General features: G+C 54.0%; 21 protein-coding genes and 1 pseudogene. 11 read left to right on the forward strand and 11 right to left on the reverse strand.

What is annotated here, in order from left to right; all coding sequences use genetic code 11:
* Positions 1 to 12 precede the first annotated feature (12 nt).
* The 8 genes from ACZ1HE_RS22440 to ACZ1HE_RS22475 all read left to right on the forward strand — a co-directional run bounded on the left by ACZ1HE_RS22440 (position 13) and on the right by ACZ1HE_RS22475 (position 5810).
* Positions 13 to 1077 carry an ABC transporter ATP-binding protein gene (locus ACZ1HE_RS22440; protein WP_472624791.1) on the forward strand — a complete coding sequence of 355 codons (1065 nt, stop codon included), beginning with the start codon at positions 13 to 15 and terminating at the stop codon, positions 1075 to 1077.
* Positions 1077 to 2150 carry an ABC transporter ATP-binding protein gene (locus ACZ1HE_RS22445; protein ID WP_472624793.1) on the forward strand — a complete coding sequence of 358 codons (1074 nt, stop codon included), beginning with the start codon at positions 1077 to 1079 and terminating at the stop codon, positions 2148 to 2150. Before ACZ1HE_RS22440 ends, ACZ1HE_RS22445 begins: the two co-directional genes overlap by 1 nt.
* Positions 2147 to 3010, forward strand: a complete 864-nt coding sequence (locus ACZ1HE_RS22450) for a carbohydrate ABC transporter permease (protein WP_472624795.1) — start codon at positions 2147 to 2149, stop codon at positions 3008 to 3010. The genes ACZ1HE_RS22445 and ACZ1HE_RS22450 overlap by 4 nt, the downstream gene beginning before the upstream one ends.
* Complete coding sequence (locus tag ACZ1HE_RS22455; protein ID WP_472624797.1) at positions 3007 to 3804, forward strand: carbohydrate ABC transporter permease; 798 nt, start codon at positions 3007 to 3009, stop codon at positions 3802 to 3804. Before ACZ1HE_RS22450 ends, ACZ1HE_RS22455 begins: the two co-directional genes overlap by 4 nt.
* A complete protein-coding gene (locus tag ACZ1HE_RS22460; RefSeq protein ID WP_472624799.1) occupies positions 3804 to 4205 on the forward strand; it encodes a DUF2160 domain-containing protein in 402 nt (133 codons plus the stop codon). Before ACZ1HE_RS22455 ends, ACZ1HE_RS22460 begins: the two co-directional genes overlap by 1 nt.
* 80 nt (positions 4206 to 4285) lie before the next feature.
* Complete coding sequence (locus tag ACZ1HE_RS22465; RefSeq protein WP_472624801.1) at positions 4286 to 4678, forward strand: BlaI/MecI/CopY family transcriptional regulator; 393 nt, start codon at positions 4286 to 4288, stop codon at positions 4676 to 4678.
* Positions 4665 to 5129, forward strand: coding sequence for a hypothetical protein (locus tag ACZ1HE_RS22470; protein WP_472624803.1), 465 nt, complete (start codon positions 4665 to 4667; stop codon positions 5127 to 5129). The genes ACZ1HE_RS22465 and ACZ1HE_RS22470 overlap by 14 nt, the downstream gene beginning before the upstream one ends.
* Before the next feature lie 264 nt (positions 5130 to 5393).
* A complete protein-coding gene (locus tag ACZ1HE_RS22475; RefSeq protein WP_472624805.1) occupies positions 5394 to 5810 on the forward strand; it encodes a hypothetical protein in 417 nt (138 codons plus the stop codon).
* 743 nt (positions 5811 to 6553) lie between these two features.
* Here ACZ1HE_RS22475 and ACZ1HE_RS22480 read toward each other — a convergent pair.
* Positions 6554 to 7156 (reverse strand): TetR/AcrR family transcriptional regulator, encoded by a 603-nt coding sequence (locus ACZ1HE_RS22480; RefSeq protein ID WP_472624807.1) that lies wholly within the window; start codon positions 7154 to 7156, stop codon positions 6554 to 6556.
* Between the two features lie 127 nt (positions 7157 to 7283).
* Between ACZ1HE_RS22480 and ACZ1HE_RS22485 the strand changes: the two genes are divergently transcribed.
* Complete coding sequence (locus ACZ1HE_RS22485; protein WP_472624809.1) at positions 7284 to 7748, forward strand: (2Fe-2S)-binding protein; 465 nt, start codon at positions 7284 to 7286, stop codon at positions 7746 to 7748.
* A 3-nt stretch (positions 7749 to 7751) separates the two neighbouring features.
* Positions 7752 to 9914, forward strand: coding sequence for a xanthine dehydrogenase family protein molybdopterin-binding subunit (locus ACZ1HE_RS22490; RefSeq protein WP_472624811.1), 2163 nt, complete (start codon positions 7752 to 7754; stop codon positions 9912 to 9914).
* Between the two features lie 828 nt (positions 9915 to 10742).
* Here the strand turns inward: ACZ1HE_RS22490 and ACZ1HE_RS22495 are convergent.
* The 5 genes and pseudogenes from ACZ1HE_RS22495 to ACZ1HE_RS22515 form a co-directional block, all read right to left on the reverse strand.
* The gene (locus tag ACZ1HE_RS22495; protein WP_472624813.1) at positions 10743 to 12062 is read right to left on the reverse strand and encodes an HlyD family type I secretion periplasmic adaptor subunit; all 1320 of its coding nucleotides are present in this window, start codon (positions 12060 to 12062) and stop codon (positions 10743 to 10745) included.
* Positions 12059 to 13237 (reverse strand): ATP-binding cassette domain-containing protein, encoded by a 1179-nt coding sequence (locus tag ACZ1HE_RS22500; RefSeq protein ID WP_472625070.1) that lies wholly within the window; start codon positions 13235 to 13237, stop codon positions 12059 to 12061. Before ACZ1HE_RS22500 ends, ACZ1HE_RS22495 begins: the two co-directional genes overlap by 4 nt.
* Complete coding sequence (locus tag ACZ1HE_RS22505; RefSeq protein WP_472624815.1) at positions 13155 to 14165, reverse strand: ABC transporter transmembrane domain-containing protein; 1011 nt, start codon at positions 14163 to 14165, stop codon at positions 13155 to 13157. The genes ACZ1HE_RS22500 and ACZ1HE_RS22505 overlap by 83 nt, the downstream gene beginning before the upstream one ends.
* Before the next feature lie 144 nt (positions 14166 to 14309).
* Complete coding sequence (locus ACZ1HE_RS22510; protein ID WP_472625072.1) at positions 14310 to 14753, reverse strand: TolC family protein; 444 nt, start codon at positions 14751 to 14753, stop codon at positions 14310 to 14312.
* Positions 14754 to 15156: 403 nt separating this feature from the next.
* Positions 15157 to 15798: pseudogene (locus ACZ1HE_RS22515) on the reverse strand (TolC family protein); the annotation flags it as partial.
* A gap of 83 nt (positions 15799 to 15881) precedes the next feature.
* Between ACZ1HE_RS22515 and ACZ1HE_RS22520 the strand changes: the two are divergent.
* On the forward strand, positions 15882 to 16463 hold the full coding sequence (locus tag ACZ1HE_RS22520; protein WP_472624817.1) for an OmpA family protein: 582 nt from the start codon (positions 15882 to 15884) through the stop codon (positions 16461 to 16463).
* Positions 16464 to 16736: 273 nt separating this feature from the next.
* Here ACZ1HE_RS22520 and nqrF read toward each other — a convergent pair whose 3' ends face one another.
* From nqrF to ACZ1HE_RS22545, 5 genes are read right to left on the reverse strand one after another with little or no spacing between them, the layout of a single operon-like run.
* Entirely contained in the window at positions 16737 to 17960 is a 1224-nt protein-coding gene (nqrF, locus tag ACZ1HE_RS22525) for an NADH:ubiquinone reductase (Na(+)-transporting) subunit F (RefSeq protein ID WP_085797993.1), read from the reverse strand.
* A 14-nt stretch (positions 17961 to 17974) separates the two neighbouring features.
* Positions 17975 to 18583, reverse strand: a complete 609-nt coding sequence (gene nqrE / locus ACZ1HE_RS22530; protein WP_472624819.1) for an NADH:ubiquinone reductase (Na(+)-transporting) subunit E — start codon at positions 18581 to 18583, stop codon at positions 17975 to 17977.
* Positions 18583 to 19236, reverse strand: coding sequence for an NADH:ubiquinone reductase (Na(+)-transporting) subunit D (locus ACZ1HE_RS22535; RefSeq protein WP_108791081.1), 654 nt, complete (start codon positions 19234 to 19236; stop codon positions 18583 to 18585). The genes nqrE and ACZ1HE_RS22535 overlap by 1 nt, the downstream gene beginning before the upstream one ends.
* Positions 19236 to 20054 (reverse strand): Na(+)-translocating NADH-quinone reductase subunit C, encoded by an 819-nt coding sequence (locus ACZ1HE_RS22540; RefSeq protein ID WP_108791083.1) that lies wholly within the window; start codon positions 20052 to 20054, stop codon positions 19236 to 19238. Before ACZ1HE_RS22540 ends, ACZ1HE_RS22535 begins: the two co-directional genes overlap by 1 nt.
* On the reverse strand, positions 20047 to 21246 hold the full coding sequence (locus tag ACZ1HE_RS22545; RefSeq protein WP_472624822.1) for an NADH:ubiquinone reductase (Na(+)-transporting) subunit B: 1200 nt from the start codon (positions 21244 to 21246) through the stop codon (positions 20047 to 20049). Before ACZ1HE_RS22545 ends, ACZ1HE_RS22540 begins: the two co-directional genes overlap by 8 nt.
* Positions 21247 to 21248 lie beyond the last annotated feature (2 nt).

Consider the following 21248-nt stretch of genomic DNA (forward strand, 5'->3'; position numbering starts at 1 on the left):
GGCAAAATATCCATGACAGTTGTGCTTAGACAGGCCAGCAAAGTGATCCGGGGGATCACTCATATCAAACCCACGTCACTGAAGTTGAAACCCGGTCATTTTAACGTCCTTCTGGGGCAAACTGGTTCCGGCAAGACGTCTTTGATCAAACTTATGGCTGGGTTGGATCCATTGGCATCGGGCCAAATCCTGATGGATGGGGAAGATGTGTCGAAGCTGTCGACGCAAAAGCGAAACATCAGCCTGGTGCACCAGTTTTTTGTGAACTACCCGCATATGACGGTGTATGAGAATATCGCCTCCCCGTTGCGGGTCGCAGGCATGGCCAAATCCGAAATCGACGGGCGCGTGCAGGATGCTGCCGACATTCTGCAATTGGGTCCGATGCTGAACAGACGGCCGCAGGAGTTGTCCGGTGGGCAGCAGCAACGTTGCGCACTGGCTCGCGCTATTGCCAAGGAAAGCCGAGCAGTATTTTTGGACGAACCGCTGGCCAACCTCGACTACAAGTTGCGCGAGGAGCTGCGCGAACAGTTGCCAGAGCTGTTTGCCGGGCGCGGAGCAGTTGTCGTGTATGCGACGTCGGAACCCGAAGAAGCTCTGTTGCTTGGCGGTGAAACAGCCTTGATGGACAACGGTCACGTGTCACAGTTCGGCCCCACGGCCGAAATCTTCCGAAAACCTGCTACATTGACGGCGGCCCGCGTGTTTTCAGACCCACCAATAAATGCAGCCGAAATCACAAAATCCGGGACTGAAGCCAAACTTAAGACTGGTGTGAGTTGGACGTTGCAGGGAGCTGCTGTGGACTTGCCGGATGGACAATACACTGTCGCGATCCGGCCGCATCACGTGTCGCCCGTTAAAAAATCAGCCGGTGAAATCTCGTTGCGTGGGATCGTCCAGGTCACCGAATTGTCCGGTTCAGAGTCCAGCGCACATTTCCAGATGGGATCTGATGGTTGGGTGTCGTTGGCTTCTGGGGTGCATCCCTACCGGGTTGGCGAAGAGCATCAGTTTTTTATGGACCCGAAACACGCATTCTATTTTGCGCAAGACGGGAGGCTCGTCGCTTGATGGCCAAGATCACGCTTTCCAATCTGCGGCACAGTTACTTCCCCAATCCAAAAGGGTCCGAAGATTACGCGCTCAAAGAGATCGATCTTGATTGGCAGGATGGGGGCGCCTATGCGCTTTTAGGGCCGTCGGGTTGCGGCAAGTCCACTCTGCTCAACATCATTTCAGGTCTTTTGGCACCGTCGGAGGGGCGCATTCTCTTTGACGGGAAGGACGTCACGGATCTGCCACCTGATCAGCGCAACATAGCACAAGTTTTTCAGTTTCCGGTGATCTACGACACGATGACTGTGCGCGAAAACCTGGCCTTTCCCTTGCGCAATCGTGGAGTGGCCGAAGCCAAGATCACCCAGCGTGTGGCTGAAATTGCCGAAATGCTTGAGGTTGAGGACATGCTCGACACGCGCGCGGCGCATCTGTCACCAGACAACAAGCAAAAGATATCAATGGGGCGGGGTCTGGTCCGCGACGACGTGAATGTGGTCATGTTCGACGAACCGCTGACAGTGATCGACCCGCATCTAAAGTGGAAACTGCGTTCAAAGCTCAAGGAGCTGCATCAGCGGGTCAAGGCGACCATGATCTACGTGACCCACGACCAGACCGAGGCGCTGACGTTTGCCGATCAGGTGGTCGTGATGGAGTTGGGAGAAATCGTTCAGATTGGCACTCCGGTCGAGTTGTTTGACCGTCCACAACACACCTTTGTCGGTCATTTCATCGGCTCACCCGGCATGAACATTCTGCCTGTTGAAGTGAACGATGGGCAAGTTTTCTTCAATGGGCACAACGTGGCTGTTGAGGGGCAGGTAACAGGGCAGGGGGGACAAACCGAATTGGGCGTTCGACCCGAATTCGTTTCTGTCGCTGATGCAGGTATCCCGGCGCGTGTGCGCAAAGTGTCCGACGTCGGACGGCACGCGGTGCTGGAAGTCATGGTCGGCGAGGCTTCTGTAAAAGCCGTAGTTGAAACCACCGGATTCGAGCAAGGAGCCGAGGTGCATCTGAACTTTCGACAAGACCAGACCAGACTGTATCGGGATGGCTGGATTGCAACCGAGGTGGCGTCATGAAAACCGAAAATCAACGTGCCTGGTTCTTTGTGTTGCCGGTTCTGTTGTTGGTCGCATTCAACGCACTTGTGCCAATCATGACCGTGGTGAACTATTCGGTCCAAGAGACGTTTGGGAACAACCTGTTCTTCTGGCAAGGCTTGGATTGGTTCGAACAGATTTTGCGGTCTGAACGCTTTCACGCCGCTCTTGGACGACAGTTTCTGTTCACTTTTCTGATCCTGATTATCGAGGTTCCTCTTGGTATTATCGTGGCCCTATCCATGCCACGTAAGGGGTTCTGGGTGCCGGTTTGTCTGGTAACGATGGCTTTGCCCATGTTGATCCCGTGGAACGTGGTGGGTTCGATGTGGAACATCTTTACTCTGCCCAACATCGGCTTGCTTGGGTACTTCATGAACGACGTGCTCGGCGTGAACTATGACATGACCCAACAGCCGGTGTCGGCCTGGATCACGATCATTATCATGGACGTCTGGCATTGGACGTCACTGGTTGTGCTACTCAGCTATGCAGGTTTGGTGTCGATCCCGGATGCCTATTACCAAGCAGCCAAAATCGACGGTGCCAGCCCTTGGAAAGTGTTTCGCTACATTCAACTTCCAAAGATGAAAACCGTGCTGACCATAGCCGTGTTGTTGCGGTTCATGGACAGTTTCAACATTTATACGGAACCTTTCGTTCTGACCGGCGGCGGGCCCGGAAATTCGACCACATTACTGTCGATTGATCTGGTTAAGATTGCGCTTGGACAGTTCGACCTTGGACCGGCCGCGGCCATGAGCTTGATCTATTTCGCGATCACATTGCTGGTTTCGTGGCTTTTCTACACCCTGATGACAAAGGATGACGCGCAATGAGAAAACGCTCCCTCATTCCGATCCTGTATATCCTGTTCCTGCTTTTACCGATCTACTGGCTTGTCGCGATGAGCTTTAAAACAACGCAGGAAATCCTTGGCGGGTTCAGCTTGTTTCCCCAGACATTCACGCTTGAGAATTACAAGGTGATCTTCACCGATCCTACGTGGTACTGGGGCTATATCAATTCGATCATCTATGTGTCGTTGAACACGGTAATCTCGGTCAGCGTTGCGTTGCCAGCGGCTTATGCGTTTTCACGGTATCGGTTCCTGGGCGACAAGCAGCTGTTCTTTTGGCTGCTGACGAACAGGATGGCTCCGGCAGCTGTTTTTGCTCTGCCTTTCTTTCAACTCTATTCGTCGGTTGGCCTCTTCGACACGCATCTCGCAGTCGCATTGGCGCATTGCCTATTCAACATCCCGCTGGCGGTTTGGATCCTCGAAGGGTTCATGGGCGGCGTACCCAAGGAGCTGGATGAAACCGCTTATGTAGATGGTTATTCCTTTCCGCGCTTCTTCGTGACGATCTTCTTGCCAACGATCAAGGCAGGCGTCGGCGTTGCCGCCTTTTTCTGCTTCATGTTTTCGTGGGTGGAACTGCTGCTAGCCAAGACACTGACCGCGGTTGCTGCCAAGCCGATCGCAGCCACGATGACAAAAACTGCATCTTCCGCCGGGTACGAGCTGGGGCTTTTGGCGGCAGCAGGAACGTTAACCATCATCCCCGGAGCGATCGTCATCTACTTTGTTCGTAACTACATCGCCAAGGGTTTCGCCCTGGGGAGGGTCTGATGAAACACGCGCTTACCCTGATCATCTTTGCGCTCGCCAACCCTGCCTTTGCACAGGGGTGGGGTAGCGTTGCCAAGAAGGAAGAAGAAACCGGGTTTTCTTGGACCGCGCCGCTTTGGCCGTCGTTCTGGATGGCATGGACACCAGCGACCTTTGCGCTGTTTTGCGGGATTTTTGGCGCTATTGCGATCATTGGCGTGCTCGAAGTTTTCAAATTTCGAGACGGGCTTGAACGCAAGGGTATCCTTGGACTGACCACGACACTCGGCGACCGGCTGTTCATATCCCTTCTGGGAACGGCTTATATCTTCTTGGCTTGGCTTGGAATTTTTGGTCAACCGGTATGGTGGCCGATGGTCATAAGTATCGCTTGGGGCATCTTCTGTTTTCGCAAAGTGTGACTTTTTACTTTGTCCAACGAAAACCTTAGTATCTAATCACGACAAATGACGCCTGAGTAGGCGCGTGGGATGAGGCGGCAATGAAAAAGAAGAAGAGCGAACTTTTGACCGAAGTTGAGCTGGAGTTCATGAACGAGCTTTGGGCTTTGGGCGAAGGCACTGTGCGGGACGTGTTGGCGCGCCTGTCAGCAGACCGCAACCTTGCTTATACTTCCGCAGCAACGATCCTGCGCATTCTTGAACAAAAAGAGTTCGTGACCAGCCGGAAAGAGGGAAAAAGCCACGTCTATATTCCCAGCTTGGCAAAGGACACGTATCAATCCCGCTCGCTCAGGGATCTGTCGATGAAACTTTTTGACGACACCCCCGCCTCTCTGGTGGCGCGGCTCGTCAATGACGACGCGTTGACAGAAGAAGCATTGGGGCAAATCCGGGCACTTGTGGATCGGAGGTTGAAAGATGATTCCGGGTGAAGCACTGCTGGACGCATTCATCAATGCCAACATTCTCATTTGCGTTGCGTACCCCTTATGGGTTTGCGTACGCGAAGGTATGAATCGCCTTGGGTTAAAGCAAGCGCACGGGGTTCAGTTGCAATTGCTGAACAGTGTATTTCTTTTGATCCTCTGCGCGCCATTTCTGGCGCTTGGCTTTCGCACTCTGCAAAGCTCAGGCATTGCAAGTGGCGTGAACATCAACCTGTCGGACGTGGTGGTTTCTTATTACCTGAACGGCGGATTTGAAATGAAGGCCGCTGATCTCGAAGGGCTTGTTCACTTGCGAGACACGTTTTTGCTGAATGTTCTGAATGGGGCGGGTTGGTTAGCCCAAGCGGCTATTTTTGCTTTCGCCGCAGGTTTTCTGGTGGGCACTGTCCGGTTGATCTATTCTGTGGCCTGCCTTTATCGAGATTGTGGCTCATAGCTATGCTTGGCGCAGCCTAGGGCGTATTCACATACGGCTTTCCGATCGCACACTGGTTCCATTTTCGACACGCGGGTTGCGGAATTACTACGTTGTTGTCCCGTCGCATATGCTTGGCCAAGCCCATGAATTGAAGGTGTCCATTGCACATGAACTGCAACACATCCGGCAGGGCGATCTGGAGTGGGAAATTCTGCTTGAGGCCTTGAAACCACTTTTTTCCTAAATCCTTTCTACCATGCCTGGAAGAGACAGGTGGAAAACTTGCGCGAATTCAACTGCGACGACAAAGTGTTGTCTCAAGGTCGGATCGATGTTCGAACCTATTGCGACACGCTACTTTCAGTGTGTCAAAACACGCTGAGACGTGATCGGGCGTTTGTGATAGCAGTGCCCAAGGTAACCTTGGTAACCGCTGACAGATCGGCCAAATCCGATGGTCGTAGGACCATGTTGGAAGACCGTATTTTGTCAGCTTTGGAACTGCGTCCGCAAAAGAACCAAGCCTTGCTTTCAATAGCTATAGTCTTGCCTTTTGTGGCCGCCTTGGCCTTTGCGACCCTAGCAATTCAAAGGCCAGGTGACTGGAGCCAAGACAGGCTGATGTTATCGACGGTGGTAAATCTGGAACGTCTGGATGAGATCAATCGCTTGTCAGCCTTCGGGCGCATTCGGAACTAATTGGCCCAGATTAGAAGAGCCGACCATTGTTTCCACTACATCGTGCTGCCTGTTAGTCTGCTTACCTAAGCCCAATTTTGAGATTGTGTCTTTTGCAGAACGCAAACTTTCCAGTTCAGTTTCACTGACAGGCCATTGTTGGCTTGAGTGTGTCGCCTTGCCAGCAAAGTGAATGTGCTCTGCGTGCGGTCTAGCTTGAATGATGCGCTGGCCACACTGAAACTCGAAGAGCCTTTTGTTGAACTCATTCACTTTCCCTTATGCACTGAAAGCTCTGTTTTTCGCGTGACTCGGTTTTGGATCGGTGTCGACTTGGCATTTTTGACCGTTGACCAAAATTCCGTGCAAAACATGGCCTGGTTCAAGGCTTTTTCGATTTTGTTCAGTGCTACAAACAGACAACGACCGCGCAGGTGCATGTGATAGATCACTAACACTCATTTTTAACATAATCATGATTATAAGTTTGTTACTTGTAACTGAGGTGTATTCTAAACCGGGGGTCGACACATCCCCTATCGTGCTGAAAAGCAAGGGGAACGAACGTAGAGTACACAGAGCTGGATTTGCGTGAGAGACGTGCAATCGAATGCGAAAATGCCTGTAAGCGCCATAAGTCTCGCAGACCGAATTGTACCAAAAAGCGCAACATCACGATACTCACCGATCATGACATAAGGATGATCAGTGCTCGCCTTAACAATACACCCTTCACGGATCGCTCACAAAGCCGTCTCGGTTATTCAAGGTCCGTAACGTTTCATGATCATTTCCACGCTACTTTCAATGATCTTTGACATTTCCTCTGGGGTCACAACGGGCGCGCCAAAAATCACGGGCCAAAAAGCTTTGCCCTTTATCAATGAAATGAACTCTTCGGCCGCCAATTTTGGATCCTCAATGCTAAGCTGATCATCGGCAGATGCCTCACTTAGCATGGTCTCAAAGGCCTCTTTGAAGTCGGTCTTTTCTTCGTTTTCTTCGACGAGTTCCGGGCTGCGCAGAACTTCGCTCATCACCATGCGTGTCGTAGCCATCACCTCAGGAGAGGTCAGAAGGCGCCCTTCTGAATGGCCAAGTTCAGTGAGCTGATCACGAATGTCACGACCTTTCTCGTAGGTCACATCTAGGCTCGCGACAAACTTGCTCCAGTGCTGCCGTATCAATTCTTGAAACAGTTTCTCTTTACTTTCAAAGTATTTGTAGACTGTTCTCTTGGACGCGCCTCCCCGTGCGGAAATGCGATCCATGCTTGCCAGCTGAAATCCGTTTTCCTGAAACTCAAGCTCTGCGGCCTTCAGAATTTGTGCTCGTTTATCTTCAGCTTGGTCAACGACATCAGTCATATTGAGATCTCTTACTCCGGCGACCCCTGTGCCTGTAAACTCATCGGTTTACAGCTGTCAAACTATTGCATAAGGTAAACTGTGAAGTTTACACCCCTGACGTTTCCCCCTGAGGAGGTTCCCCATAATGAGTCTAACATTGAAATTGAACGGCGTCGATCACACTGTTGACGCCGAACCCGGCACCCCTTTGCTGTGGGTGATCCGGGATGAGCTGAAGATGACCGGCACCAAATTTGGCTGCGGCGTGGCGTCTTGTGGGGCCTGTACCGTCCACATTGATGGGGAACCTGCGCGGTCTTGCCAAACCTATATAGAAGACGTCGAAGGATCTGAGATCACGACAATTGAGGCGATCGGGAACACTAAAGAAGGTGCAGCCGTACAGCAGGCGTGGGAAGAACTTGACGTCGTGCAGTGTGGTTATTGCCAGTCGGGGCAAGTGATGTCTGCCGTGGGCCTGCTGACAGAAAATCCCAAACCTTCAGTCGAAGACATTCATTCGTACATGGACGGCAACGCCTGCCGCTGTGCCACCTATCAACGTATTCGCGCCGGAGTTCAGCGCGCGTCGGAAATCCTGGAGGGCTGATCAATGACAATCAACACATCTCGTCGCGGATTTCTGAAGGGCGTTGCTGCAGCAGGAGCATGTCTTGTCGTAGGGGTTTCACCTAGCGGGGCACTGGCCACAGGCGATGCGCGGGCTCAGATCAATCCATTTGTTAAAATCGGGGCCAATGGCCGGGTTGTCGCAATCATCAAACATTTCGAAAAAGGCCAAGGCCCTGCAACAGGGCTCTCCACGTTGATCGCCGAAGAGATCGGGGTTCGCATGGACCAGATTGATTATGAATTCGCACCTTCCAATCCCGAGCTTTATGCCAATCTTGCATTTGGCCAGTTTCAGGGCACGGGTGGCTCGACCGCCATGGCCAATTCTTTCATGCAATACCGTACAGCTGGGGCTGCCGCGCGCGCTGTTCTGATTGATGCCGCTGCACAAGAATGGAACGCCGATCCTGCTACATTGGATATTGTCGATGGAGAAATCATCGGGGCTGGTCAAGCCGTATCAATCGGCGAGTTTGTCGCGGCAGCGTCCTCGCTAAAAGCCCCAACAGAACCGGTGCTCAAAACACCAGACCAATGGCGTTTGATCGGAAATCCTGATGTTCGGCGCTTGGACAGTGTGATCAAGGGAAACGGACAGGCGAAATATGCCATGGATGTCTTCCTTCCAAACCAAATGGTCGTGATGTTGGCCCGCCCCTTGCAATCTGGCGGGTTGGTAAACGCCTTTGACGACAGCGAGGCAAGATCGGTCAAAGGTTTCATTCGCGCGGCTATTCTACCCAACAAGGCTGCCGTCGCGGTTTATGCCGAGAATACTTGGGCTGCGATGCAAGCCCGCGATGCGTTGACCGTTGATTGGGATCTTACTAACGCCGAGATACGCGACAGCGACCAGATTAAGAAGGAAATCTTTGCCGCATTGGAGGCCAAAGAGGAATACAACGTCCTCAAGAACGATCCGGCTCCAATGGAGCAAGCGGCAAAAACGGTCGAGCAGACCTTCTACTTCCCGCTTTTGGCACATGCTCCAATGGAGCCACTGAACTGTACGATCGAGGCCAATGAAGATGGCGGGATCACGTTGCACGATGGTGCGCAAATGCCAACCGGACCACATATGGCGTTGGCGCAGATCTTTGAGTTGCCGATGGAAAAAGTGCGTATCAATACGATGCTTGCCGGTGGATCATTTGGGCGCCGAGCGACGCCCAATGCTGACTATCAGGTCGAAGCGGCGTTGGCGTTTGCCATTACCGACCGGACGCGCCCGGTGAAACTTGTCTGGAGCCGTGAAGATGACGTACGCGGCGGTTTCTACCGCCCTGCGTTTGGGCACAAGGTCAAAGTTGGGCTCTCAGAAGAGGGCGAGATCGTTGCTTGGGATCACCGGATCGCAGGGCAATCCATCATGAAAGGCACTGCGTTCGAACCGATGGTGGTCCATGATGGCGTGGACCATTCGTCTGTAGAGGGTGTTTCTGACACACCCTATCAGATCCCCGGCCTCCATGTTGGTTTGACAGATACCAAAAAAGCGACAAGCACGCTCTGGTGGCGCTCAGTCGGTCACACACATACTGCCTATGCCATGGAAGTGATGATGGACATGGCTGCCCGCGCCGCGGGACGTGATCCTGTCGAATTCCGCCTGGCCCATCTGAAAGACGGAGCGGATCAAGCGCGCAAAGCAGCCGTCCTGAAACTTGCTGCTGAAAAAGGAAACTGGGGGAACCCGCCCAAGGGTCGATCTCAAGGGATCGCGGTCCACAAGTCTTTTGGCAGCTATGTCGCAGAAGTCGTCGAGATTTCCGGTAACGTCGAAGATGGTGTGCAAATAGAGAAGGTCACTTGCGCAGTCGATTGTGGCATTGCCGTAAACCCTGACGTTATCAAGGCTCAGATCGAGGGCGCTGTCGGATACGGGCTTGGCCATGCAATGCGAGATGAGATCACATTGACCGAAGGCGCCGTGGACCAATACAACTTCCCGGATTATGAACCGTTGCGGATCGGGGATATTGGTGCGATCGAAACACATATCGTCCCCTCTGCCGAACCGCCGTCGGGTATTGGCGAACCGGGAACTCCGCCTTCAGCTCCTGCATTGGCAAACGCAATTGCAAGCGCCGGGACAAATGTTGCTGTGCTCCCCATGGTGAACAACGGCATCGAGTTCGCATAGACTACACCTCGCGCCGCCCGGAGTGGTACCGGGCGGCGCGAACTATTTTTGGACTGCTCCGAGTTCCCAATTGTGACCAGTTCTGCGTCACACATTCCTGCAACTTCTCCATTGCAATGTTTACAAGGTGGGAGCTGAGGTTGTGAAAACAATGCCGGGTGGTAGCAAGTGTACCCCCCACTTTGCCACCACCCGACCTTCTTCCCCACTTCCCCCGGCAATGTGGAGAAGGCGCTTTCAATCGTGGACCGCACAACAAACCAAGTTACATTCACCAACAGCCCACTCCTTAGGAGGAACTCTGATTGAAGCAATTTGGAGATAGAGTTCGGCTCGAAATTTGACATTCGATCTATTGCCACAAGCTTTCGAATGACTGCCAGTTTCTGTTGGCTCTTTCGGCGGATACAATTTCCACCTGATGTCCAGAATGCTTGTCGATCTCGCGGCGAAAGCCGTCAGGCTTATGAAAACAGTCAACTTCTCATTGGACTCGTAGAACACCCAAGTCGATGGTAACTGATCATTTTCTTGATCTGACAAACATGCTGGCAGAACCATCCTGTCGCCGCCACCTGGCGCATCAGGAGTTGAACTCATCAAGGTTGAAGCCGCCTGGAACTAGCTTTGTTGCGTGACTATTCAAAATACGCCACCCACGAAGATCGCAAGCTCAACAAGTTAGTATGATTACGAAAACTTGAGCAGCGGAGGTTCATCACAAAGGCCAGTGTTCAGATCTGTTTTGTGACAATCCAATATCCGAGTATTGTAAAGCAGTTTCGGGACGTTGACTTTCCGCAGACCGAATAGGACGGACAGATTAAACTAGCGCTCACGTAGTGCTTCAAGCTGGGCTTTCCGAAACGGTTTCAATAGATAGTCTAAAACAGTTCTCTCACCCGTCTGAATATCCAACGACGCGACCATTCCAGGTCGAATATCGTGGCGTTCCTCCCCACGGATCAACACGTTGTCTTCTGTTTCAACAACGATCGGAAAATAAATCTCTCCTGTCGCCTCGTCTTGCTGAGCATCGGCCCCTACCCTCACCACTTCTCCGTCCAGCGCTCCGTAAATAGTGAAGTCGAAAGAGGTCAGCTTCACGCTTGCAGGAAGGCCAGGATAGACAAATGCTACATCCTCTGGACGGATGCGCGCTTCTACCTGAAGCCGATCATCTTGCGGAACAATCTGTAAGAGTTCTTCACCCGGCGCGACAACAGAACCAATGGTATGGACGTTTAACAGTGAGATGATGCCCGTCACAGGTGCCCGCAACGACGCTCGGGACACAACATCGCTTGCACTTTTGATGCTCTCTTCGATCACACTGATCTGATTGAGTGTATCAGAACGTTCAACGCTGATTTCTGCCCGGCGTTGAAGTTTCAATTCTTCAAGCCGCGCTTCTGCTTCCCGCAAAGCCGCTCGTGCCTGTTCGCGTCGACTGACCAACGCATCTTGTTCTTGCCGACGGGCCGATAACTCGCGCTCAATAGGAATGATCTGCGCCCGAGGAACCACACCGCTCTCAGTTTTGAGTTCGATTTCCTCTTCAAGCAGGGCAATACCTTCCGCCACTCGCGTCAAGTTACCTTCTGTCTCTTCAATTTCACGCTGACGCTGACTCAGTTGTGCATCCAGAACCGCGCGCTGCCCGAAGTAACTGGCATTGCGGCTGTCAAAAATGGCGATCTCTCTAAGAGCCAAGGGGCTTTCAGGGTCGACATCAGAGCCATCGAATTTCAATGTCTCCGCGCCTGACAACTCTGCCGCCAGCCGCAATCCACGGATGGAAAGTGCCTGCATCTGTGCGTTGAGTTCACCCAACGAGGCCGCTGAACCGGTGTCATCTATGCGGATAATGACTTGGCCCGCTTCAACAACATCTCCTTCGCGAACCAGAATTTCCCGTACAATACCCCCTTCGAGGCTTTCTAGAACCCGCGCCTTTCCAGACGGTACCACCCTGCCCTGTGCCCGTGCCACTTCTTCGATCCGCGCCTGTGACGCCCAAAAGACAGCTGCCCCAACCAAAGCCACGACGGCAATCAGGAGCAAGGTCAACAGTCTTGACGACCGGCCCAAGCGCGCCGCTTCTTGCCCTTGGGCAAATTCGCGAACCTTCCAATCGTCGCCACTCATGTCTTTGGGGCCTTCATCGCAGCAAGAACAGTGTCGCGAGGTCCATCCAGTTTGATCCGGCCCTCTTCAAGTACAAGAATTCTGTCAACCAACGCCAACAAGCTTGTCCGGTGTGTTGAAACGATCAGGGTCATTGATCGCTGAGCAAGGATCCGTTTCAGGCGCTCGACAAAGAACTGTTCAGTAGCAGAGTCCATGGACGACGTCGGTTCATCCAGTATTAGTACCCGCGGCTTGGGCAACAATGCGCGCGCCAAAGCCACCATTTGTCTCTGACCACCAGACAGATTGGCTCCCCGTTCTGAAATTGGCATCGAAAACCCCATTGGGTTCTTGGCGGCCAACCCATCCACCCCGGTTAGACGGGCAACTCGTAAAACATCTTCGACAGTGGCCTGGGGCATACCAAACGCGATGTTCTCGGCCAGTGTGCCGGAAAACAAGACTGCGTTCTGTGTCACCAGTTGGACATCGCGACGCAAGGTTGCCGGACCGAGTTGGGAAAGGTTCAACCCGTCAAGCGTCGCAAGACCTTCGGTCGGGCGATACAATCCACTCATCAACCGGACAAGGCTGGTTTTTCCAGCCCCAACCGGTCCAATCAACCCGATGCGTTCCAGACCAGGCGAAGCAAACGAGATATTCTTCAGAGCGGGCACCGACGCCCCAGGGTATTCCAGCGAAACGTCTTTGAACGCATAAGAACCTTGATCAATGCGCGCGTTCAGTACGTCACTCGAGGCTGGTTTCTGCGAGGGGCTGGCCATCAGAGTATTCAGGCTGCGCAAGGTTGAGAAGGCAAAGCTGGCACGCACGAACAGCCCCGACAATGCTGCCGTTGGAGCCAATGCTCGTCCTGAAAGGATCATCGCGGCAATAACCGCACCCATTGTAATGCTGCCTTCGAATGCAAGGTATACACCGATGATTACAATCCCGATGCTTGCAGCCTGTTGGGCAAATCCTGTCAGCGTCGTCGAAAACGTAGCCAGTTTCTTGCTGCGCTCATTCACACGCGCACTTTCGGCGACGTGTTGCTCCCATCGGGCTTGCATACGCCCCTGCCCTGCAATGGATTTCAATGTCTCCAATTCAGTGAGCGCCTCGACGGCGACTGCATTCTTGACTCCGGTTGATTGCCGGGACGCGTGCGTTGCACCGCGCAAGGGCATCATGATGATCGCACCCAGCACGAGCACAATGGCCAACGCAATGGCCGCACGGATAAGCCAACGGGCCACCCAGATAGGCAATCACTGCGATGAAGAACACGCTGAAACACAGGTCTGTCAGCGTCGCAAGCGTTTGAGAGGAAAAGAAGTCTCGTACCTGCTCATAGTCTTTCAGCGTGTTGATCAGCGCCCCGGCAGGTTGCAGTGCCTGTTGCAGTTCCAAATCCGACAGATGGCGGAAGATTGACGCTGACACAGCCTGATCCACATTGCGGCTGACGTTGTCGACAACGGCGGCTCTTATCCATTTCAGTAGGGCGTCAAACAACAACGCGACACCTACCGCAGTCACCAATGACCAGAGGGTGGTTATGGCGGCAGTGGGAAACACACGGTCATAAACATTCATCGTAAAGATCGGCACAGCTAGGCCCAGAATGTTGACAATGACCGATGCCAGAATGACCTGTGTGTATTCCGGCCAATACCGCGCTGCGACGCTCCAATACCAATGGCGGTTCGACTTGGGTTCAGTACCTTTCGGCTCGAAATTCTCTGCGTCACGACGCACCAGCAAAGCATGTCCCGCATATTCTGTGAGCAGTTCATCACTGGAGATCTGCATCGGCTCGTCCGACCGCGTGGGCCAAATGATGACCATGCTATCGTCACCAACTTCAACCAGGACACAAGCTTCGCGATTGCGCAGAAATAGGACGGCCGGAAGCACACCATCCGGCAGTGTTTTCAGCCGCCGTTTAGCAAGATGAGCCCGGAACCCGTGTTCCTCTAAAGCTGCGGCCGCCAATGCAGGTGTCAGCATGCCATCACGCGGCAAAGGCACACCCGCAAGAAGCCCCTCGACACCAATGTCCTGACCGGCAAGCTGCGCGCAGGCAGCAACCGCCTGCGCCAAAGGATCAGATGACATCCGCGCAAAATCCCACTCACGGGACGCCCGCACATTCGACGAGGCTATCCCCTTGGAGGCCGCAGGCTTGATCCGAACTCGTGGTGTCGCATCAGACTGTTTTTTAGAGTCAGAAATTTTGCCTCTCCTGCCTCGCCAACAGGCTTACTTGTCAATCGACTTCCGCCAGTTCTTGAACGAGCTGGCGTCAAACTGACGTTCGCTGCTGGTCTCACTCAATCCGGGTGCACCAACCTGATCGCGAGCATAGGGTTTAGCATCTTCCGGCGGCTCCAAACCCAGTGTCGGAAGCAATACCCCGATTGATGCCAACAACCGATATTCGACATAAGTCGCCAGGCTCCTCGCATTGATCAGGTTGGCTTCGGCCTGAAACAAAGCGCTTTGCGTATTCAAAACGTCCAAAAGTGATCGATTCCCAACAAGATATTCGGACTCGTATGCTTCTCGCAGCTTGCGGGAAAGGTTGGCCTGAGCTTGGATCGTTGTCAGGCGCCTTTTGGCGGATCTGAGCGTTGACCAAGACTGGCGAACTTCGCTTTCTACACGACGGGTGTGCCCCAGAAGATGAGACTTGCTTTCGTTCACACGGCGGGCCTGCTCCTGTCGGACTGCTCGCTTGCGGGTTCCACTGGAACTCGTAGCGCATGATCACCCCGACGCTGAAATCATCCCGGTCCCCAAAAAAACCACCGACATCTTCGCCTGTGCGCCCTTCGGCTTCCAAGTGCAACGTTGGATATTGGTTCGAATTCGCCCGACGCGCCAGGGCCTCGGCCGAACCAACGTCTGCTTGCATGAAACGGATCGTCGGATTGTCTGAACGCGCACGGGCTATGGCAAGGTCCAAAGACGCAGGCGTCGCACGGGCGATCGACGGCAATGTTTGCAAGGCTTTGGCTTCGACACCGACGGTCTCTAGAAACAGCGTCTGGGCATCCTCAAGATTCAATTGAAACTCCAGGATGATGTCCTCGGCCAGGAACACGCGCTCTTCGGCTTGTTGCAAATCACCGATGCCAACAACGCCGCGATCAAATCCGGTTTTCAAACGGCCATACACTTCGCGATGATAGGTCAGGTTGCGCTGCCCCAGTGACAAAAGGGCCTGATTACGCAAAACATCCGAATACAATCGCACAGCTTCCAGCGACAACACTTCGGAGCGCTCCAAAACCCGATAAGCAGCGCCGTCGATCCGGTAGGCTTGCCGTTCAATCTCGGATCGTGTTCTGAACCCGTCAAACAGCATCTGGGACACGCGTGCGCGCAGCTCGTACCCTTCAACTGATCCCGGCGCGGACCCCAAATCTGGTGTCGCTGTCCCTCGATTCTCACTTGTCCCAGCCCAGGCTTCCAACGACACATTTGGAGCATAGAAATTGCGGGCTTGCTCCAACTCAAACTCGATGGCTTGTTTGTTAGATTCTGCGGCCTTTATCTCAGGATTTGTTTCTAGAACAAAAAGGATCGCCTCCTGGAGCGTCAGAGCATCGGCTTTGCCAGCCCCAGCACTCAACACGAAGGCAGCGCTGATCGAACAAAGCAATTGCTTTGCTACGGACGAAATATTCGGCAATGAACATTTGAATGTCATAAACACTAACCTATACCCTTTTGCCCCAGCGGACATAAGGCTGACTTCGATTACTTGAATATTTCCCAAGCGTTGTCCACAATGCAACAACAGTTAACTTACCTTCAAAAGGAATTTCTATGCGTTTGACTGTTGTGCGCCTAATGGCAACGATCTTTTTCGGTATTGTTCCTTCGTTGTTGTCTGCGCAGCTGTTCGGCACGGTCAACTTCGACTTTGATTCCGATCAATTGGATGCTCAAGGCAGACAAAAAGTTGCCGAAATCGCCGAAGCTCTGAAGTCTGTAGATACGTACAAACCCACAGTCATCGTTGGCTACACAGACGCTGTTGGAAACAACAGCTACAACAACAATCTCGGCTTGCGACGCGCCCAAGCGGTGGCCAACGCGCTTCGTGCTTCTGGCGTACCGGTGGAGCGGGTTGGTAAAACCGAGACCCGCGGCAAAAATGAACTTCTGGTCGCTGTTTCAACACCCGAACGGGCAAATCGCCGGGTAACTGTGGGATTGGAAGACATCTTGGCTGCCTGTCGCAGTTACCGTGAAATTCCACTGTCGACGGCAGATGTTGGGGACGCGCTGCAAAACGATCTTGTGACACGTGTAAGCGAGGCTGCCGGGTACTATAGTCAACTGACCAGCAATGGCGCCAACGGTTCGGCATTTCAGATGGCTAAGCGCGGCGCGGGAAGACTGTGAACAGGCCGTGGGTTTCAATCGCGACGCAATTCGAAAGGTTGAGTATGCCAAGAAGTGCTTTTGCAGCTCAGCGCGCATGAAAGTCGCATTGGGATTGATTCCAGCAAACTGAACGCCTGGCCACGTGCCCTTTGGAGAAAGCTCAAAACCCTATGATTGGCGCTTAAGGCCACTGTCGCCGACATGTGCAACTGTTTGAGTTTCGGATGACCCACTGAACCCAAAAGCCCCGGCTGGGCGAGCCAACCGGGACCAAATATTTTTGGGTTTCGATTACCCGCCGAAGTCATCCAGCATGATGTCTTCGCGATCAACACCCAGATCGAGCAGCATGTTGATCACCGACTGGTTCATGATTGGCGGCCCACACATATAGTATTCGCAATCCTCGGGCGCCGGGTGGTTCTTGAGGTACTCGTCGAACAGAACATTGTGGATAAATCCGGTGTAGCCACCCCAGTCGTCTTCGGGTAGCGCATCAGACAACGCCACGTGCCAGGTGAAGTTCGGGAACTCTTTGGCCAGCTCGTCAAAGTCCTCAACGAAGAACATCTCGCGCTTGGAACGGGCTCCATACCAGAAGGTGATCTTGCGATCCTTGTTCTTCAGACGCTTAAGCTGGTCAAAGATGTGGCTGCGCATTGGGGCCATGCCCGCACCACCACCGATGAACACCATCTCTTTTTCCGTCTCGCGGGCAAAGAACTCGCCAAACGGACCCGAGATCGTGACCTTGTCGCCCGGTTTGAGGTTGAAGATGTATGACGACATCTGACCCGGCGGGATACCTTGCGAGCCCGGAGGCGGCGAGGCAACACGGACGTTGAGCATGATCATGCCCTTTTCGTCCGGGTAGTTGGCCATCGAATAAGCGCGCTCGATTGGTTCGGCGACAACAGATTCATACTGCCACAGATTGAACTTGTCCCAATCCTCACGGTACTCCTCTTCGACGTCGAATTCGGTGTACTTGAGCTGGTGCTGGGGTGCTTCGATCTGGATGTAGCCACCAGCGCGGAAGTTCACATCCTCACCCTCGGGCAGATCCAGTGTCAGCGCCTTGATGAAGGTTGCGACGTTCTCGTTGGAACGCACGGTGCACTCCCACTTTTTGACGCCGAACACCTCTTCGGGGACTTCCACTTCCATGTCCTGCTTGACCGCGACCTGACAGGACAGGCGGTCGCCACAGGCGGCTTCACGCTTGGTGATATGGCTTTCTTCGGTCGGCAGGATCGACCCGCCACCCGAATGGATTTTCACACGGCACTGCGCGCAGGTGCCACCACCGCCGCAGGCGGACGGGACAAACAGCTTCTGTTCGGCCAGCGTTTGCAGCAGTTTGCCACCCGCCGGGACCGAGATCGTCTTTTCACCGTTGATGGTGATGTTGACGTTGCCAGTCGACACCAGCCGCGAGCGTGCGGCCAGAATGATCGTGACAAGTGCCAGAACGATCAGGGTAAAGAGGACGATGCCCAGGCCAAAAGTTTCCATCTATTCAGCCTCCCTTACAGTTTCACGCCAGAGAAGGACATGAAGGCCATCGCCATCAGACCTGCGGTGATGAATGTGATCCCCAGGCCCTGCAGACCATCGGGAATGTCCGAGTACTTGAGCTTTTCGCGCACACCGGCCATGGCGGTAATCGCCAGCGCCCAACCGAAACCAGACGACAGCCCGTAGGTCACTGATTCCGAGAAGTCATAGCCACGTTCCACCATGAACAGTGAGCCACCCAGAATGGCGCAATTCACTGTGATCAGCGGCAGGAACACGCCAAGCGCGTTGTAGAGCGGCGGGAAGTACTTATCGAGCACCATTTCCAGGATCTGAACCAGCGCCGCGATCACCCCGATGTAGGAGATCAGACCAAGGAAGGTCAGATCCACATCCGGAAAACCCGCCCATGCCAGCGCGCCGGGCGCCAGCAGGTAGTTCAGGATCAGGTTGTTGGTAAGCACGGTGATCGCCTGCACGATCATGACCGAGATGCCCAGACCAATCGCAGTCGAGATCTTTTTCGACACGGCGATAAAGGTACACATACCCAGGAAGAACGAGAGGGCCAGGTTTTCAACAAAGATCGCCTTGACCGCGAGAGAGATGAGACCTTCCATCAGTGCGCCTCGACCACTTGGATTTTGTATTCACGCTCTTCAACCTGCTCGGGCTTCCAGGCACGGAATGCCCAGATGATCAGACCGATGATGAAGAACGCCGACGGGGGCAGCAGCAACAGGCCGTTGGGGACATACCAGCCACCGTTGTTGACGGTTTCCAGGATGGTCACGCCAAACAGGCTGCCTGAGCCGAAGAGCTCACGCACAAAGCCGACCAGCATGAGGATCAGGCCATAACCCAAGCCGTTGCCGATACCGTCGATAAAACTGTCGATCGGCGGGTTCTTCATGGCAAAGGCCTCGGCGCGGCCCATCACGATACAGTTGGTGATGATCAGGCCTACAAAGACCGACAGCGTTTTGGAAATCTCAAAGGCATAGGCCTTGAGCATCTGGTCCACCAGGATCACGAGCGAAGCGATGATGACCATCTGCACGATGATCCGGATCGAACCGGGGATTTGGTTGCGGATCATCGAGATGAACATCGACGAAAACCCGGTCACCAGGGTCACAGCGACGGTCATCACAAACGCCACCTGCAGCGACGAGGTCACAGCCAGAGCCGAACAAAGGCCCAGAACCTGCAACGTGATCGGGTTGTTGTCGACCAGCGGGTCGATCAGCATTTCTCTGCGTTTTTGTGCCATTACAGGTTCCCCGCTTTAAGGTTGTCCAGGAACGGTTTATACCCGGCTTCGCCCATCCAGAAGTTCACAAGGTTGTGGACACCCACCGTGGTCAGTGTCGCACCCGACAGGGCGTCGATGTGGTAGTCAGCACCGGCCGCTGGAGCCGCCTTGCTTACGCTGATCTGCAGGTCCCCGTTTTCGTCGGCCAGTCGTTTTCCGCTCCACAGAGCCTTCCAACGTGGGTTGTCCACCTCGGCGCCCAGACCCGGCGTTTCGCCGTGCTCATAGAACTGCAGGCCAAAGATGTCGTTGCCGTTCTCTTCCAGAGCAATAAAGCCATAGAGCGTCGACCATAGGCCATAACCGTGGATCGGCAGGATCACCTTGTCGATATCGCCCGCATCATCGCGCAGCAGATAGACGGTGGCGTATTTGCCCTGACGGGCAATACCGGCCGGATCGTCAGTCAGAGCAACCGACAACTCGGGATCACTGGCGGCGGCACGATCATCAAACGTCGCCGCGTCGAATTTGTCTGTGAATGTACCCGTCGCCAGTTCAAGCACCTGCGGCTCAAACGCGGCAAAAGCTTCGACCACGTCTTCGCTTGGGTCATAGATGCCTGCAACTTGCAGAATGTTGATCTGCTTGTCTTTCAGCGCGTTGACCTCTTGTAGCGGACGCAGCGCCACGGCGGCGGCCGACACGATCATCGACGCCACAAGACACAAGGTTACGGCAACAAAGACGGTCTTTGGCACAGAATCCGGCGGCAAAGCCAGAAAGCGGCCAATGGGTCCCTTAGCGGGGGTTTGGTTCTGGTTTTCCTCAGGCATTTCGCTTTGCCCTACGTTTGATGTTGGCCTGCACGACAAAGTAGTCGATCAGCGGTGCAAAAACATTTCCGAACAGGATGGCAAGCATCATGCCCTCGGGGAAGGCCGGGTTGATCACACGGATCATCACAACCATGAAACCAATCAGTGCGCCGTAGATGTAGCGGCCCATGTTGGTGTGCGCGCCCGACACGGGCTCGGTCACCATGAATACCAGGCCAAAGGCGTAACCACCCAGCACCAGGTGCCAGTACCACGGCATCGCAAACATCGGGTTGGTGTCGGAACCGATCCAGTTCAGCAGCAGTGTGAAACCGATCATGCCGCCCAGACAGCCGACAACCATTCGGTAGTTGGCGATCTTGGTGAAGAGCAGGAAGGCAAGGCCGATCAAACACGCCAAAGTCGAGGTTTCGCCCATCGAACCCGGGATGAAGCCATAGAAGCTGTCCCACCAGCTCATGCCGCGCGCGGCCAGTTCCTGGAACCCGTCTGAGGCCGACACGGCCAGCGCGGTCGCGCCGGTGAAGCCGTCAACCGGAACCCAAACGCTGTCACCAGACAGCTGCGCGGGATAGGCGAAATACAAGAACGCTCGGCCAGTCAGAGCAGGGTTGAGGAAGTTCTTGCCGGTGCCGCCAAAGACTTCTTTGCCGATCACCACACCAAAGATGATGCCAAGTGCTACCTGCCACAGCGGCGTGGTCGCGGGAACGATCAGCGCATAGAGCATTGATGAAACAAGGAAACCTTCGTTCACTTCGTGCCCGCGTACCGTGGCAAAGACCACTTCAAAGATACCACCCGCAACCAGTGTCACGATGTAGATCGGCAGGAAGTAGAGCAGCCCGTGCATCATGTTGGCAAAGGGATTGGCCGGGTTGAACCCGATGCCCAAAGTCTCGATGATCCAAGCACGCCAACCAGAGGCACCAAACTCGGCAATTGCCAGGTTGGTCTGATAGCCCGTGTTGTACAGAGCCATCAGGATACAAGGGATGGTCGCAATCACGACGTATGTCATGATCCGCTTCATATCCACGTAAGACCGCGCATGAGGTGCCGCGGTCGTTACGGTCTTCGGAGTGTAGATGAAGCTTTCCACCATCTCGTAGATGGGGAAAAACTTCTCATACCTGCCACCCTTTACAAAGTGCGGCTCGATCCGATCGAAAAAGCTACGCAAGCCCACGG

The sequence above is a fragment of the Falsiruegeria sp. JB4-1 genome (genome assembly GCF_055693495.1).